This window comes from Gluconobacter sp. NFX36 (genome assembly GCF_049887835.1).
Taxonomy (GTDB): domain Bacteria; phylum Pseudomonadota; class Alphaproteobacteria; order Acetobacterales; family Acetobacteraceae; genus Gluconobacter; species Gluconobacter japonicus_A.
Genome location: NZ_JAGEKJ010000015.1, coordinates 1 through 13,422 on the forward strand (window position 1 = coordinate 1; position 13,422 = coordinate 13,422).

Annotated in this window: 18 protein-coding genes and 2 pseudogenes; 7 read left to right on the top strand and 13 right to left on the bottom strand. The window is 56.1% G+C overall.

The genetic code is table 11. The features are described from left to right. The 13 genes and pseudogenes from J4P41_RS13025 to J4P41_RS13085 form a co-directional block, all read right to left on the bottom strand. Positions 1 to 229 (bottom strand): annotated as a pseudogene (locus J4P41_RS13025) (phage major capsid protein); the annotation flags it as partial. Positions 230 to 295: 66 nt separating this feature from the next. Further along, positions 296 to 1,114, bottom strand: a complete 819-nt coding sequence (locus J4P41_RS13030) for an HK97 family phage prohead protease (protein WP_426067468.1) — start codon at positions 1,112 to 1,114, stop codon at positions 296 to 298. Next, positions 1,107 to 2,429, bottom strand: coding sequence for a phage portal protein (locus J4P41_RS13035; protein ID WP_426067469.1), 1,323 nt, complete (start codon positions 2,427 to 2,429; stop codon positions 1,107 to 1,109). Before J4P41_RS13035 ends, J4P41_RS13030 begins: the two co-directional genes overlap by 8 nt. Next, on the bottom strand, positions 2,426 to 4,162 hold the full coding sequence (locus tag J4P41_RS13040) for a terminase large subunit (RefSeq protein ID WP_426067470.1): 1,737 nt from the start codon (positions 4,160 to 4,162) through the stop codon (positions 2,426 to 2,428). Before J4P41_RS13040 ends, J4P41_RS13035 begins: the two co-directional genes overlap by 4 nt. Positions 4,163 to 4,169: 7 nt before the next feature. After that, entirely contained in the window at positions 4,170 to 4,469 is a 300-nt protein-coding gene (locus J4P41_RS13045; RefSeq protein WP_426067471.1) for a hypothetical protein, read from the bottom strand. 206 nt (positions 4,470 to 4,675) lie between these two features. Next, positions 4,676 to 4,993: an HNH endonuclease signature motif containing protein gene (locus tag J4P41_RS13050; protein WP_426067472.1), complete on the bottom strand. Its 318-nt coding sequence runs from the start codon at positions 4,991 to 4,993 to the stop codon at positions 4,676 to 4,678. 60 nt (positions 4,994 to 5,053) lie between these two features. After that, a complete protein-coding gene (locus tag J4P41_RS13055; RefSeq protein ID WP_426067473.1) occupies positions 5,054 to 5,548 on the bottom strand; it encodes a DUF6362 family protein in 495 nt (164 codons plus the stop codon). Beyond that, entirely contained in the window at positions 5,545 to 6,489 is a 945-nt protein-coding gene (locus tag J4P41_RS13060; RefSeq protein ID WP_426067474.1) for a hypothetical protein, read from the bottom strand. Before J4P41_RS13060 ends, J4P41_RS13055 begins: the two co-directional genes overlap by 4 nt. Positions 6,490 to 6,537: 48 nt before the next feature. Continuing rightward, positions 6,538 to 6,819, bottom strand: coding sequence for a hypothetical protein (locus J4P41_RS13065; RefSeq protein ID WP_426067475.1), 282 nt, complete (start codon positions 6,817 to 6,819; stop codon positions 6,538 to 6,540). Positions 6,820 to 6,822: 3 nt separating this feature from the next. Beyond that, complete coding sequence (locus J4P41_RS13070; RefSeq protein WP_426067476.1) at positions 6,823 to 8,340, bottom strand: DnaB-like helicase C-terminal domain-containing protein; 1,518 nt, start codon at positions 8,338 to 8,340, stop codon at positions 6,823 to 6,825. Next, positions 8,337 to 8,774: a hypothetical protein gene (locus J4P41_RS13075; RefSeq protein WP_426067477.1), complete on the bottom strand. Its 438-nt coding sequence runs from the start codon at positions 8,772 to 8,774 to the stop codon at positions 8,337 to 8,339. The genes J4P41_RS13070 and J4P41_RS13075 overlap by 4 nt, the downstream gene beginning before the upstream one ends. Beyond that, positions 8,767 to 9,000 carry a hypothetical protein gene (locus tag J4P41_RS13080; protein ID WP_426067478.1) on the bottom strand — a complete coding sequence of 78 codons (234 nt, stop codon included), beginning with the start codon at positions 8,998 to 9,000 and terminating at the stop codon, positions 8,767 to 8,769. The genes J4P41_RS13075 and J4P41_RS13080 overlap by 8 nt, the downstream gene beginning before the upstream one ends. Next, positions 9,000 to 9,443, bottom strand: coding sequence for a hypothetical protein (locus J4P41_RS13085; RefSeq protein ID WP_426067479.1), 444 nt, complete (start codon positions 9,441 to 9,443; stop codon positions 9,000 to 9,002). The genes J4P41_RS13080 and J4P41_RS13085 overlap by 1 nt, the downstream gene beginning before the upstream one ends. Positions 9,444 to 10,053: 610 nt before the next feature. Here J4P41_RS13085 and J4P41_RS13090 point away from each other — a divergent pair. The 7 genes and pseudogenes from J4P41_RS13090 to J4P41_RS13120 all read left to right on the top strand — a co-directional run. Further along, positions 10,054 to 10,500 (top strand): LexA family protein, encoded by a 447-nt coding sequence (locus J4P41_RS13090; protein WP_426067480.1) that lies wholly within the window; start codon positions 10,054 to 10,056, stop codon positions 10,498 to 10,500. Next, positions 10,500 to 11,330, top strand: coding sequence for a hypothetical protein (locus tag J4P41_RS13095; RefSeq protein WP_426067481.1), 831 nt, complete (start codon positions 10,500 to 10,502; stop codon positions 11,328 to 11,330). The genes J4P41_RS13090 and J4P41_RS13095 overlap by 1 nt, the downstream gene beginning before the upstream one ends. A gap of 77 nt (positions 11,331 to 11,407) precedes the next feature. Next, positions 11,408 to 11,821 carry a hypothetical protein gene (locus J4P41_RS13100; RefSeq protein WP_426067482.1) on the top strand — a complete coding sequence of 138 codons (414 nt, stop codon included), beginning with the start codon at positions 11,408 to 11,410 and terminating at the stop codon, positions 11,819 to 11,821. Next, positions 11,818 to 12,045 (top strand): hypothetical protein, encoded by a 228-nt coding sequence (locus J4P41_RS13105; RefSeq protein WP_426067483.1) that lies wholly within the window; start codon positions 11,818 to 11,820, stop codon positions 12,043 to 12,045. Before J4P41_RS13100 ends, J4P41_RS13105 begins: the two co-directional genes overlap by 4 nt. After that, positions 12,042 to 12,728 (top strand): hypothetical protein, encoded by a 687-nt coding sequence (locus J4P41_RS13110; protein WP_426067484.1) that lies wholly within the window; start codon positions 12,042 to 12,044, stop codon positions 12,726 to 12,728. Before J4P41_RS13105 ends, J4P41_RS13110 begins: the two co-directional genes overlap by 4 nt. Continuing rightward, complete coding sequence (locus J4P41_RS13115; protein WP_426067485.1) at positions 12,725 to 13,264, top strand: hypothetical protein; 540 nt, start codon at positions 12,725 to 12,727, stop codon at positions 13,262 to 13,264. Before J4P41_RS13110 ends, J4P41_RS13115 begins: the two co-directional genes overlap by 4 nt. Before the next feature lie 32 nt (positions 13,265 to 13,296). Further along, positions 13,297 to 13,422: pseudogene (locus J4P41_RS13120) on the top strand (helix-turn-helix domain-containing protein); the annotation flags it as partial.

The window sequence follows — 13,422 nt, forward strand, 5'->3', positions numbered from 1 at the left end:
TGACCTGCTGCTCATTCCCGTGTCCACGAGCGCCTTTCTGCTCCAGGTCAGTCAGGCGAGCAGCCAGGACGTTCATTTCCGTCAGCGCCTTGTCTGCACTCGCTTTGGTTTCCTTGGTGACTTCACCAAGGTTTTTCAGTTCAGTCTTGGCTGTCTCAGCAAAGGTTTTGACCTGTTCAGTGGCCTTCGTGAGGTCAGAAACGGCCTGCTTATATTCGTTTTCGTTCATCGGTTTTGCCCATAAAAAAAGGCACCCGAAGGTGCCTTGCATTGCAGTGTGATCAGTCTGTTCCGGTCAGAGACCAGCCGCTCCAGCCAGATCCGGAAGAGAAAAGCCAGCTAGGGGAGAAGACGGCTGTCCCAGACCTGAAAGCGTATCCAGCACACGACGGAAATCATCCACATATGAAGACTTCTTTGCGATCGCCAGCGGCGCTCCCGTCAGCGCTTCGTGTGCTTCCTGAAGGTGCTGAAGCATAGCGTCGCACTCTTCCTGTGTAGGCGGATGACCACCTTTCAGGCTGGACTGATGCAGGCCAATAGCAGCAGCGATTGCAGCCGTCGCCTTGTCTGGGGTCATGGCGGTTTTCAGCCCCCATCGTTCAAAGCGGCGCTTCATCTCTGTGACACGAGACGCGGCATTGGATGGGTCATCCACCAGGCTCACCTCATGAAGGTTGACCCGGTTAATCTGGCGACTAGCCCCGCTGCCCTGGGCAGCTTTGACGGCACCACCCTGAGGAACACTGAAGCCAATGGACAGGCCACCAAGCGCCCCGTCTTTGACCAGGCCGTGCAGACGCTTGCCGTAATCCGTGTCCATGCCGGAGAGCTTGCCCTTGAGGTGCAGACCCTTGCTGTCTTCGGACGCATCAGTCCAGACGCCGGCAGGGAGACCGTCACCGCCGAACAGGCCGTGCATGACATGCATGGCAATCGTCCGCCCCTGCGCCTTGCGCTCGGCCAGTGTCTGGCTGAATGCGCCCGGCATGACGACATCGCCATGGGAATCAACATTCCCGAAGACGCTGCCATACCCCTCAAATGTCCCCGGTTCGCCCGAAGAGGCAAATTTGACCTCAAAGGGAGCGGCGAGGAAATCGCCATCAAACATCTGGATCTCCTATGATGCCGGACGAGGCCGGATCTGGTGAGGGTTGACCGCCAGGAACAGGTTTTAGCGTTGGCTGAACGGCGTTCTTTCCAACATCGGCCAGCGGAATCATCTGCGACTGAACTGTCAGCACATCGCCGCCCGGCATTGGGGCCATTTCTTCCTTTTCCCGAACCTCATTGGCCGTAAACCAGCCATTCTGCCGTCCGGCGATATAGAAGGCCGTTCTGCCCGCCGTATCAGCCCGGAGGAGCGCGTCTACATTGTGCTTGGCGAAGTAGGTCATCCGATCAGCTGGGCTGAGAAGGCAGCGCGAAATGGCCTGTTCGATCCTGACAAGCCACGGCATAAGGCCATATTGCAGGAACCATAGGTTCATCTGCTCCAGGCCAGAGCCCCAGGCCGTCGATTTCTCCATACTACCGATCATGACCGGCTGGACGCCGAACCACCGGCAGATGGTCTGGACATTGAAGGCACGGGTCTGGAGAAGCTGCGCATCTTCGGGATCGAGCCCAATGTTTTCAACGCTCCATCCACCTTCCAGAAGGGGTGTTTTCCCAGCGTTAATCGCCCCCGCGTAGTCTTGCAGGGAAGCTTTGGCCATACGGCGCTGCTCATCCGTCAGATACGCAGGTGCCTTGATGTAGGTCTGGGTCAGCAGGCCGTTGCGGTAGGTTTTCCCTGCCGTTTCTTCTGCTGCCATCGCAGAACCAAGGCTTTGTCGCCCTACAGTGATGGGTGACAGACCCATCAGGCCATCGAACGAAAAACCCTTGATGTGAAAAATCTCGTCCTCCGTCAGCGTCAGATACTGCTGCTGCCAAGCATAGGTATAGACGAGACCGCCAGTCTCTGGATCTCGACGCACCGTCATGCGATCCGGACGCAAGGGGTTCAGGGCAATGATCTGCCCCACACCGTTCCGCCGGATCTGGGCAAAACAGTTTCCCCAGGCCATCAGGCTGGCAATCATACAACCCCAGAACTCGACGCCCGTCATATCCGCATTCGGTCGGTCATACAGGATCGCAAACAGGGGATGCGATCGTGCAGCACTGGACGTATTTTCTGTCTGCCTCTCGTAAAGCTTGAGAGGCAGGGACGAAATGGTTTCTGACAGAAGCCTGATACAGGCCCAGACCGTGTCCAGCTGAATGGCGGTGTCCACCGTGACCAACTGCCCGGAATTGGTTGGACCGCCAGCCAGAAACGCGCCCAGCCGCAGATCCGTCAGGCTGACACCTGTGACAGACAGCGCCATGGCGTTGGCTGCCTTGGTCAGCAGACCGTTAAAGGCTGTTCGCAACTTCATGCGCTGAGCATTCCACCTTTCAGGAAGTCATCCATGCGCCCCCCTTCTGGGGGGCTGGGATTTTTGGACATGAGCGTCACAGCGTTCAGAAGCGCCATGAGCGGATCGATTTTCAGATAACCGGCGGCCTGTTTCGTAATGATCTGGGCATTGCCGCGCGGCTCGATTTTCGCATTGCTGATGGCCCACCCCATGATGGGACGATCACCATGCACAAGGCTGCCATCCGCAAGTTTGCGTTCAGCAGTTTTGATCGAGCCAGACAACGTCCAGCCCTGGGAAACGCCTACGACACGCGGCGCCTCAATCTCACGAACCGCCAGGGCATCCACGATGGAGCCCACCCCCATCGGATCGAGGCCGACCATGGCAAGCTTGCCGGACAGATCCACTGCTTCCAGCGCATCCGCCAGCTGCTCGATGTCATCCCCAGGCGTGCTGACGATGACCAGGTCTTTCTGAGCTTCGAAGTCCTTCAGCTGGGAGGCTTCACGCTTACGAAGCTCAAGAATGCCTTCGAAGACCCAGTTTTTCCCCCAATGCAGCCACTGCTGGGTCACGCTGTCACGCCCAAGAACAGCGAGCGCCAGAAGGTCGTCCAGACCGCCACCGTCGATACCGGCCACGATTACGTCTGATCTGTCGATCAGGGCATCGAGCGTCAGGTCCGGATCACCAGCGTTCTGCCAGAAGTCTGCGCCGACCCAGCGGTCACTCCTGAGCGCCAGACCGATTTCCACATTCAGATGCTGCGATGCCCACCGGGCCAGCTCCTGAATGCCCTTTGACCGGGCATTTTCATATTCTTCTTCAAGTCGCTTGACCGTAATGGAGCGCCCGGCATTGGGAAGGACCATTGGCCAGAGATCAACATCCTCCCAGGGCGCGCGCTCGCCCGGAAGCTTGGCGGGCTGCTGGATCTTTTCCGGAAGCTCATAGAGAACCGGCAGGATGCCGTTGCCGACCGGGATCAGTGTTCCGTCATCGGCTTCACGATGGGACTTTCCATCGCGAATTGCCCGCGCCTGAAGGAGATCTTCCCGGAATACGCCACGCGGCGGCTTGTCACTTTGCGTGGTGATGATCGCCAGAAACGCTTCCGGCTGGCTGATCATGCCACCCCGGATCTGGCCCATGACGCTTTCCGCGTCCGACTTCAGGGCAATGATGTGCTCTTCATCGACCAGTACACCAGCAGGCTTCACGCCCGTCATGACGTCCGGACTGAAGGCCTTAACCCTCAGGGTTGCGCCAGTAGGCCGGAAGGTCAGGCACTTGATGTGATCCTGAATATGAAACCGACGCTGGAGCCCACGATCAGCACGGACCATGCCAGACGCCTGCTTGAAGGCAAGATCTGCAATATCTTTCGTCGGTGCGACAATCAGGAACTCGGCGTTCGGACGCTCATTAAGCATGACCGCCGCCATCATCAGGCCCGCACCGTTCGTTGTCTTCGAGTTCTTCTTGGGAACCAGAAGAAACAGCTCACGGATCCGACGCTCATTCGTGGCTGGATCCAGAGACCCGAGCAGGAGTGAGACAATATCCCTGAACCACTCTCCCGCAGCCTCACCGAAGGTCGGTTGGCCGATGACGTCCGGGATCCGGAGCTTGTCAAAGATCGTGACGGCCTTGGCGGCCAACTCAGGATTGAGTGGCTGAATGTCCGGAAGCAGCGACTGGCCAGCGCGGATCCGCTTTTCCCAGTCAGGCCTGCTCAGGTTCAGCATGGTGGTTTCAGTTCCTCATAGGCGCACTGGGCACAACACCAGCCCAGTCATCGCCGGCAGATGTCATGTCGCCAAAATCGCCCTGATCATCACGACGCGGAGCAGGCTTGGCATGGATGAAGGGACCGGCCTTGTCGGCTGCCATGGCACGCATTTCATACGGCGCATTAGGATCACGCAGGATGGCCAGCCAGAAATCGAGTGGCTTCAGAGTGCTGCTGTCAGCAATCTCTGGTCCTGCCCAATCCTCAGTGGTCTGCGTCTTCTTTTTCCGGCCAGCACCGGGACGTGCTCCACCGCGTGGCATGGTCCTTTCCCCTTTGATTTCTTTGATTGTTTTCAAACATGAGCAAAAAATCTGCGCGTGAGCCTGGCGCGGTTGCGCCTCCCAGGGGACCCGAACTTTCGACCCGCCCCCACCCCTCGGAGGCACCGGCACCCGTCCTGACCTCGATTTCATACGAAAAACGGCGGTTTTCAGCCATTTTCAGAGGGTTTTCGGTCCTCTCGGGATCAGTCTGGACGCATCCGGTTGCGGTCTGCCCTTGCCCTGGCTGTCTTCCTGCTGTGGCAGGAGCCACAGAGCAGGACGATATTGGCTGGATCGAGGGCAGAGCCACCGTCCTTCAGCTCATGTCGATGATCACCGAAGATCCGGCAGTCTGATCGATTGCATTCCTGACAGATCCGACCACGTTCTTTCAGAAGCCGGTGCATCAGCTGGCGCCATGGCCTGGACAAATAAAAAGCCTCTGCCCGTTTCGGGAGAGGCTTGGCGATACGGGTATCGACCGTCTGAAGGCTTGATCCAACGCACTTGAGACGTGGCATTTCGACCTCTCAAACAGACATAAAAAAAGACGTGAACCCTTTCGGATGCACGCCTCGCAATCATGACAATGGAAAGTGTTCAATTTGGTCCAAACGGTCAAGCGGAATTTGTCCGGTCCGTATTTTTTCTGCAATCAGGCAGCAGGCCGTCAGGTAGCGCCGCTGTGCGGTATTGCGTCCAATGCCCAGTTTCCTGCCGATTTTCTCCCATGACAGCAGGTGTTTTCCTGAGATTGGATGAACACGCATGTAGAGCTGCACCACGAGCCGCAACTCCCGATTCGCATTTCTCTCACCGAGGAAGGTGAGCCAGGAGAAGACGAGGTCCATGCGGGACACGTCGTCAGGCGTCGGACGTGGTGGAAGGATGTCACTCTCACGCACCCATTCAAGATCCTCTTCATCCGGCACAATGTCCGGCCAGAAGCCACGCGCTCCAGACGGACGCAGACCATGAGCAGGCAGAGCCGCCAGCGTCAGCGCAGCCTCATCCAGCCATTCAGCAACCTGCTTCGGAACGTCACGCGTCAGATCCATGCGATGTCGACGCTTCATGCCGCCACCTGCGCCACGAAGTCGGACAGCTGCGGACGATGAAGACCCGTCTCACCGTAGCCCAGACGCTCCTGGTAGTCCCGAAGCGCCGCTTCGAATGCACGTTCTGCCTTGCGCTCATCTGCAGTCTTCGGCGCTTCCGGAATGATCCCACTGGAAATGGCGGCTTCCACGGCCTTCGAGAAATACCCCATGTGACCTGCTGGATTGCCCTTGCTGCGCTGTCGATCAGCAACGTCCTTCACGACACTGAGGATCAAGCGCTCACCCTGCGCTTCTGTCATGCCCTTCGCGAGAGCCAACGAGAGCCAGACCCGAACAACGCCAAAGTTCGGCATGTCCTTGGCATTATCGAACCCGGCTGCCTCAAAAGCCTTTGGCCCAATGCGTTTGAACATCGCGTCCAGCTTAAGCTTATCGTCTGAAGAAGATGTAGAAGCTAAGCTAAGCTTATCGCGCGTACGTGTAAGGGGGGTTTTAGCTAGGTTTTCGCGTGTCACGTCTTTTCCTCCTGAAATCGGCAGCATGATGCTGCTCTGACGATTGTCCTGAACCCTTCCTTTCTTGGTTTTTCCCGGCGGTCTTCCGCCTTTTCTGCCATTCGCACGGGATGCCTCCGCACGGCGTGACGGCTTCAGTTCTGCCGGCAGACCGATCACGCCCGTCTTGGCATCCCAGGTTATCAGTTGGGTTTCCGCGTAGGTTTTGAGGTAGGTTTCAATCAGGTTTTCGTCGCAGAAAATCCGCGTGCGAGCGAGCGCAGACAGCGTGCCAGGGAAAGACACGTTCAGGACGCCGTCAGGCGTATGGGTGATCAGATGCATGACAAGCTGTGCCCAGACCTGCACCATGACGGCACCAAGAGCCTGAAGCGTCAGATTGTCCCGCTGCATCAGAAAGGCGTCTGCAAGCTGCGTGCGTTGTGTTGCGCTGACTGTCACGTCAGAAACTCCTGAACCCGCATCGAGGCGGGATTAAAAACCTAAAACTCAGTAGGACGTGAGACGGAAACCGACCCCGACCGGGGCCATGACGTCACGCTGAACCAGCTCATCAATGGCGCCCTGAACAGTCGTCACATCCGAGGCGAGGTAACGGGCGTAATCCTCGACCGTCAGACCATCGCGGCCAGGCGCACGGACTGCGAGGACAACATCCCCGACATCTGCAAGGCCCAGCCACACAGATCGCGCCGCCAAAGACAGGGTCGACCATCGCACATCGGACATGATGGCACGGGCGTGTTTTCCCGGACGTTCACGGCGCGCCATGGCTTATGCTCCGCGCTGAATGGTCCAGGAACGCGCGCGAGGATCTTCCCCAGCATCCCTGAACCAGGTGGTGGCGTCGTCGTACCAGACCTGACAGACACCCGTTGGTCCGTGGCGGTTCTTGGCGATCAGCAGAATGCCTTTGCCTTCGTTTTTCCGGACCTGTTCTTCCAGATCCTGACTGCGATCGTTGAACTGGTCCGTCGTTTCGCGATCACGCTTGGCAAGGCTGGCCAGCTGCTTTTTGAGGTGCAGATGCTTACGATGGATCAGGCAGATGACGTCCGCGTCCTGTTCCAGCGCACCCGTATCACGCAGATGGTCTGAGTCCGGCGTCTTGTCTTCCTTGTCTTCCGACTTCCGGTTGAGCTGCGCCAGAACGATCATCGGAACATCCAGCTCTTTGGCCAGCGTCTTCAGTTCGTTACTGATCTCAGTCGTCTCTTCATACCGACCACGACCGCGTACCGACGCAGATCCGCGCATGAGCTGGAAGTAGTCGAGAACGATGAAATCCAGCCCGCGCTTGGAACGCTTCATGCGACGCGCCCGCGATCGAAGCTGAGAAATCGTCAGACCCGGCCGCGTGTCGATTTCCAGATGCAAATGACCGAACTCATCAACGGCGTTCTGGTATTCCCGCCATTGCCAGTCTTCCAGCGGCGGCTGATTGCCGGTTTCCATGTCGGGGCCAATATCCCACCGCAGACCATTGAAGATCGACCGCAGGTTAAGACCCGTCCGAGCGGATGCAGCACGGCCCGCAACCTGCTTGGCCAGCATCTCACCAGACCAGAACAGGCCACGCTTGCCAGACGCCGCCAAAGGCAAGGCAATGCCCAGACCAAGAGACGTTTTGCCGACAGCTGGACGCGCACCGACGATATAGAGGTTTCCGTTCGTCAGGCCGCCCGTGAGTTTGTCCAGAGACTTGAAACCCCAGGAGAGACCAGCCAAACCATTTCGGCGTGCCAGGGCCTCACGGGCTGCCATGATTGCTTCACATCCGGCATCGAACAGCGAGACATTTGGCTGGCTTTCAGACATACCCTGGGAAAGATGAAGGAGATCTTCCTCGAAGCCTTCCATAATGTCTTCAGCCGACTGGCCTTCCGGAGCAGCACAAACGTCGACAGCGCGGATACAGAAATCCATCAGGCTGCGACGTAGCCACGCATCACGGATCACGCGCGCGTAGTCAGGAGCATTCTTGAAGCCGACGAATGCGGTCATCAACTGCGTAAAGTATTTCGCCTTGTCGACGTTTTCGAACTGGTCGACATGCTCCAAAGGAGCTTTGAGCGTGATCGGATTGGCTTCAATGTTCTGATTGTACAGACGCAGGCATTCCGCATACACGACCCGATTCAGGCCATCATAGAAATGCTCCGGCTTCACGATCTCCTCAACCACGTCCAGCACCTTGCCGGAATTGGTCATGATCGCGCCGAGAAGCGCATATTCAGCCTGAAGGTTTGACGGCACTTCGCGCTTGGCGAAATGAAGGTTGATTTCACTCACGCTGCGACACTCCGGACAGTCCGCCTACGGTACCGTGTCAGGCGCGAATAGCCGACAGCCTCGACAAGGGCATCGGACGCACGGCGGCTGTCATTCAGATAATTGGAAACACTGCTGATCGGCAGTTTATGGCGGCCACAGAAGGCCGTCAGAGATCCGGCATCGCGGATCTGTTTTTTCACTTCTGTAAAAAAATCCATTCCGTTGATCAGCGGCGCATGAATGCCACCACGCAGGCGGCGATAGCGCACCAAGCGATCAAAGCCCGCGCCAGCCAGAAATTCCGGCGATGGATTGCGCTCGGAATGCAGGATTGCCGAAACGGTCGTATGAGCCACACCGATTTTCGCAGCGTACCGGCTCTGATTGCCAGAAGCGGCAATATCTTTTTTCAATTCTGTAAAAAACTGGAAGGGGTCGAGCAGGTCAGACACGGGCGATCTCCAGTCCGGCACCGACCGGCAGGGCGCGCCGTGAAGCGCTACGGAGTACCGTTGTGCGACCAACCGGACGCGACAGACCAATCCGGCCGATCATCGCGTGAGTGCTGCCGACCGAGATGCCGACATGTCGGGCAATTTCACGGACGCTGGATCCGTCTGCGTGCATGCGGCGCACGGCCGGTTCGATCCGGACGTTATCCAAAGCAGGGCGGGCCATTACTTCAGCCCTCCTTTTGCGTGTCCTTGGACGACCTGGAGTGCATGCGTCACGACGCGTTGCAGGTCGATCAGATCCGCGATCAGGTCATGCGCCTCATCAACCGTAACAATACCGTCTGCCAGTACGCGAACCGTCGTCGCCATGGTCGAACCAGACTTTGTGGCGACGCTTTCCATGATTTCGGCAACGTCGCCTTTTCCAAGATGGATCGGGGCGATGGAATAACCCTCCGCCTGCGCCATGGCGGAGAGGATAAGCGGCGCTTGCGCGAACTCATCCAGGACGATCGCAACGTCCACCGGCACGACAGCCGGATAATTACGGCTCTGATATTCGGAAAGCTGCGAGCGGCCAACGCGCGTGACAGAGGCCGCAGCATCGAGGCTGCCGACTTCACGGATTGCGGCCTGCGTGGCTGTCTTGATTGCTAGAACGCTCATCTCCGGACACCATCCGGATGACAGGCGCACGAGCGCGATTTACGGATTACGGCATGGACGATTTTCATGCTGCTTTCTCCACATCTCTAGAATCACGCAAAGCCAAGATTAACCTCTCTACTATTGCGAGGGTCGGTGAGGTTTCCCCTGCCTTCCACCTAGTGAATGTGCTTCGAGCAACTTGAGCACGCCGACATAAAGCACCGATCGCGATGCCGCGTTCACGGGCCTCGCGTTCGATATCAGAAGGAGAAGGTAGGTATTGCATGCCCTTATTATGCGCAATAATGCAAACATAACAAGCGCAATTTTGCGCAGAGATTTAGATCTTGCGATGTGCGAAAATGCGCACATGAGCAGCGTTAATGATTCCGTTCGTTCCCGTCAGAGAACCTACATCCTAGATATCAGGGAACGGACAGGGAAAACTTTCTCCCAGATTGCCCGGACCGTAGGCGTTGCTCCCAGTACCATTGTACGCTTCATGAACGATGAGGCCGCGAGCCACAGTTTGAGCGCAACCACGATGGCGCGGCTAGAAAACGAATTTGGCTTACTATCCTCACAACCCAGCGCACTAATCCCTACCAATTCTTGCGAATTGGTTCCGATGGTTGGAAAGATACAGGCTGGGCTCTGGCAATCTGGCGATATGTTCGCTCAAGAGGGGTATTCCGAATACATATCTATTACCCCAGATGATCGATATCCTGGAATAAAAAGATGGGCATTTAGAGTCCAAGGGGACTCGATGGATTTATTATATCCATCAGGCACTATAGTCGTTGCTGTATCTTACTGCGATATTGCGAGGCCACCAAAAAGTGGCGATAAAGTTATCGCAATTCGTCAGGAAAATGGCCTCGAGGAAGCAACCCTCAAAGAGATTGAAGTTAGGGATGATGGCAGAGTTGTGCTTTGGCCGAGAAGTACAAATCCAGATTTCTCACAAGCTATTGTACTCCCAAAATCCAGCCTTAATCCATTTCCGGATAATGGATGCCATGATGAATATCGTATTGCCGGAATGATAATCCAGAGCATACGGAGAGAGTAATGAACAAAATATTTTTACTTATATTTTGTATTTCTATACCAAATATTCTATATGCAGATGATTTAATAAAAGTACACGTAAGAAATAACGTATTTGCCATATATGGGAGCGGCACCCAGGGATATGCGTATACGTTCAATGGACATTCTTTTACACCCGATGAGTATCCGTCTTCGTCAAAAATATATCAATTATTAGAAAATGATGGAAAAACATACGTAGTCGTTATGTCTCAAGATAATGGAAGCGCTTCCAGTCCTCAGTATAGAATATTTGACGTAAGCGGAGACCTCCTGTTGCCAAGCCCACTTATCGGGTCAGGCATTGATGATCATTTGAAAGATAAATGGTCAATAATTAATGGAGATGCGGTAGCTACTATTCAAAAAGATGATGGAACATCCGGACTCACCTATCATGTGCGTGAAGGCCAGATTAATTTAGTATCGTCCGTGCAGGGTAACCCTTTAGTGGGCCCTTCAAAGCCTCCCGGAGGAGACTACGCGGCCCTCGTGGTTGGGATGAAGCTAAAGGATGTTTTTCATCTCAAAGCAATCAATCCACTTCTCCGGAAAGCCTTTCCAAGAAGCGTATATGAAGACATGCAAAAGCTAGCCGAAGAAGATTTTGGAAGTGAATTTCAAGCGAAAAATATCGGCAGTATCGCATCTCTCAGCCAGCCTCATAACTCTAGCCATCGCTATCTAGCACTCGCGATTGAAGCGAACGGGACCATCGGCGCTATTTTTTCTCCAGGCAGTGGCAGAGAGCAATTTTTCGGTCCACCTAACTCTCTTGTAAAACTCGAACTAGAGAGATCTTTGCATTAATGCGCATTTTTGCGCTTGCAAGATATTAGCATTTTTGCGCATAACCTCTCCATCGCCCCACGCGACGGAGAGAACACATGTCGTCCAGACACCCACTCCTGCAGCACACACGGACTCAGAGCGGCTTTGATCGCTTCCTGCAGGACAACATTGAACCAGACGTTCACGATCAGGCACGGAGCCTTCAGGACCGCCTGACCGGAACGCGCAATCTTGCGGCCCGGAACGCCAGACTTGGCGACGAGCGCATGGCCCAGATCTGGGAGCGCTGCGCCGAAGACTTTGCCGCTGGCTTGTCCCGTCTTCTGACGTTGAACCTGCTTCCTGAAAGCGTTCCCGATTTCCCAGAGCCTGTTGAACGGGATTGTCGTCCAGTGACGGTCGCCCCGATTATCGAGATTGATGCCGCGCACCTTGCTGCTCATTGCTGGAAGCAGGTTCAGGGCCTGCGCGACATCACCATGGGCGCACCTCTCCGGAGGCACTCATGACCAAAGCACCAAAGCCCCGTTTCGGGATCTGCGACGCCAAAGGCACGATCGTCAGCCGCTTCCACTCGCAATTCATGGCAAGCAAGCATGCGTTGTGTTGGGCAGCGCAGAAAGGTTCGTCCGTCGCCATCAAGCAACGTGGAACCATCATCGCCTGGGCACGTCCGTTCGGCCCCGGTGAAGCACGCCTGGACGAAGGCCACACACCGGAGTTGGCGCTATGAAAGGCATTCATGTCGAAGGCCGCGCCTTGGCTTTCGTCTCCTACGGCGTCGATCGCAGGTGCGTGCGCGAAAATTTGCGCGGCATCCGCGTGGAATATCACGGCGGTCGTGCCGTCTGCGTCGCCACTGATGGCGCGATGATGCTCTATGCCCGGTCCAGCTTTCTGTGTGATCCGGCCTTTGAGGCCTTCACGCTGGACTGGTCGAAAACTGCACGACTGATTCATATTTGCCGGGAATGGGACGTCCGATCAGTTTCGTTTGAGGTTGATCCAGCTCTGGATCGCGCACCTGGTACGCGCTGGTTTGTCTGGGAAGCGTTAGATCGTACCGGCACATCCATGGAACGAGGCTTTGTCTCTGCCCTATCAGCCGAACGTGCGTTTCCAAACTGGCGAGACGTATTGGCAGAAAAGGCACGCGCCGAGGTCTGCCCATGGTTGGAAATTCCGACAAAGCAACTCGCCAGAGCCTCACATGCCGTCCGTTCATACACGAAAGAAGGCAACTGCCCCGTTCGTTTGACCGCCCAGCCAGCCGAACTTCCTGCCGTTCTGGAAATCCCGCTTTATCCGGATGCGGGCGGCGTGATCATGCCCAATCGAGGACGCGATCCGGGCTCTGAACATTCATACGTTATTCCGGAATGGGCGATGCCGGCTATGGAGGAACCCGCAGCATGAGCAAGATCCCCGTCACCAAGGCAGGTCAGACCGTGCTTGCGAACATCATGACGCAAGCCATCCAGACCACTGCGATGCAGGAAGACATCAGCCGGGATCAGATCATTCTTTCTCTGATCACGCTTCTGATCGGCGGATCGCCTCTGGATCGTGATCTCTTTTTCCCTGTCGCCACACATGCGGACAAACTTGAAACGGCAGAGATCGATGATCTTGCGCTCCAGGTCATCAGCCGCCGTGCGAGGGTTATAGCGCCAGGCAAACGGACCAGCGCTTGTGTCGGTGAGGATTCCTATCAAATCGGTGAGCGTGTCGGTCAGATCCTGGGCGCGGATGTGTCCATCGGCCGGATGGATACTGCAAAGCTGCTGGAGTTGTTCCCACGCGCATTCCTACTGGAAGTAGCGGAGAGCGAAGGCCTGCATATTCCAGGCGCTAACAAGATGACGGCCTTTGATCTGCGCAATCAGTTGCATGACGCACTCCCGAACTGGCGCCCGACCAGCTTTGCCACGTTCACGGAGGATCTGTCGTGAGCGGAGCACTACATCCAGTGAAGCTCCTACGCGTGGCCAATCTCGCAGATAGATGGAGCGTGTCGAAACAGTCCATCCACAATCTGATCCGATCTGGTCGGCTGCCGTCCATTCAGATCGGGTCGGCAAAACGCATTCATCCAGACGCAGTCACAGCA

Coding starts and splice junctions, on each gene's coding strand:
- J4P41_RS13030 (WP_426067468.1), bottom strand. CDS start 1,114: ATGTTTGATGGCGATTTCCTCGCCGCTCCCTTTGAGGTCAAATTTGCC.
- J4P41_RS13035 (WP_426067469.1), bottom strand. CDS start 2,429: ATGAAGTTGCGAACAGCCTTTAACGGTCTGCTGACCAAGGCAGCCAAC.
- J4P41_RS13040 (WP_426067470.1), bottom strand. CDS start 4,162: ATGCTGAACCTGAGCAGGCCTGACTGGGAAAAGCGGATCCGCGCTGGC.
- J4P41_RS13045 (WP_426067471.1), bottom strand. CDS start 4,469: ATGCCACGCGGTGGAGCACGTCCCGGTGCTGGCCGGAAAAAGAAGACG.
- J4P41_RS13050 (WP_426067472.1), bottom strand. CDS start 4,993: ATGCCACGTCTCAAGTGCGTTGGATCAAGCCTTCAGACGGTCGATACC.
- J4P41_RS13055 (WP_426067473.1), bottom strand. CDS start 5,548: ATGAAGCGTCGACATCGCATGGATCTGACGCGTGACGTTCCGAAGCAG.
- J4P41_RS13065 (WP_426067475.1), bottom strand. CDS start 6,819: ATGGCGCGCCGTGAACGTCCGGGAAAACACGCCCGTGCCATCATGTCC.
- J4P41_RS13080 (WP_426067478.1), bottom strand. CDS start 9,000: ATGGCCCGCCCTGCTTTGGATAACGTCCGGATCGAACCGGCCGTGCGC.
- J4P41_RS13085 (WP_426067479.1), bottom strand. CDS start 9,443: ATGAGCGTTCTAGCAATCAAGACAGCCACGCAGGCCGCAATCCGTGAA.
- J4P41_RS13090 (WP_426067480.1), top strand. CDS start 10,054: ATGGTTGGAAAGATACAGGCTGGGCTCTGGCAATCTGGCGATATGTTC.
- J4P41_RS13095 (WP_426067481.1), top strand. CDS start 10,500: ATGAACAAAATATTTTTACTTATATTTTGTATTTCTATACCAAATATT.
- J4P41_RS13100 (WP_426067482.1), top strand. CDS start 11,408: ATGTCGTCCAGACACCCACTCCTGCAGCACACACGGACTCAGAGCGGC.
- J4P41_RS13105 (WP_426067483.1), top strand. CDS start 11,818: ATGACCAAAGCACCAAAGCCCCGTTTCGGGATCTGCGACGCCAAAGGC.
- J4P41_RS13110 (WP_426067484.1), top strand. CDS start 12,042: ATGAAAGGCATTCATGTCGAAGGCCGCGCCTTGGCTTTCGTCTCCTAC.
- J4P41_RS13115 (WP_426067485.1), top strand. CDS start 12,725: ATGAGCAAGATCCCCGTCACCAAGGCAGGTCAGACCGTGCTTGCGAAC.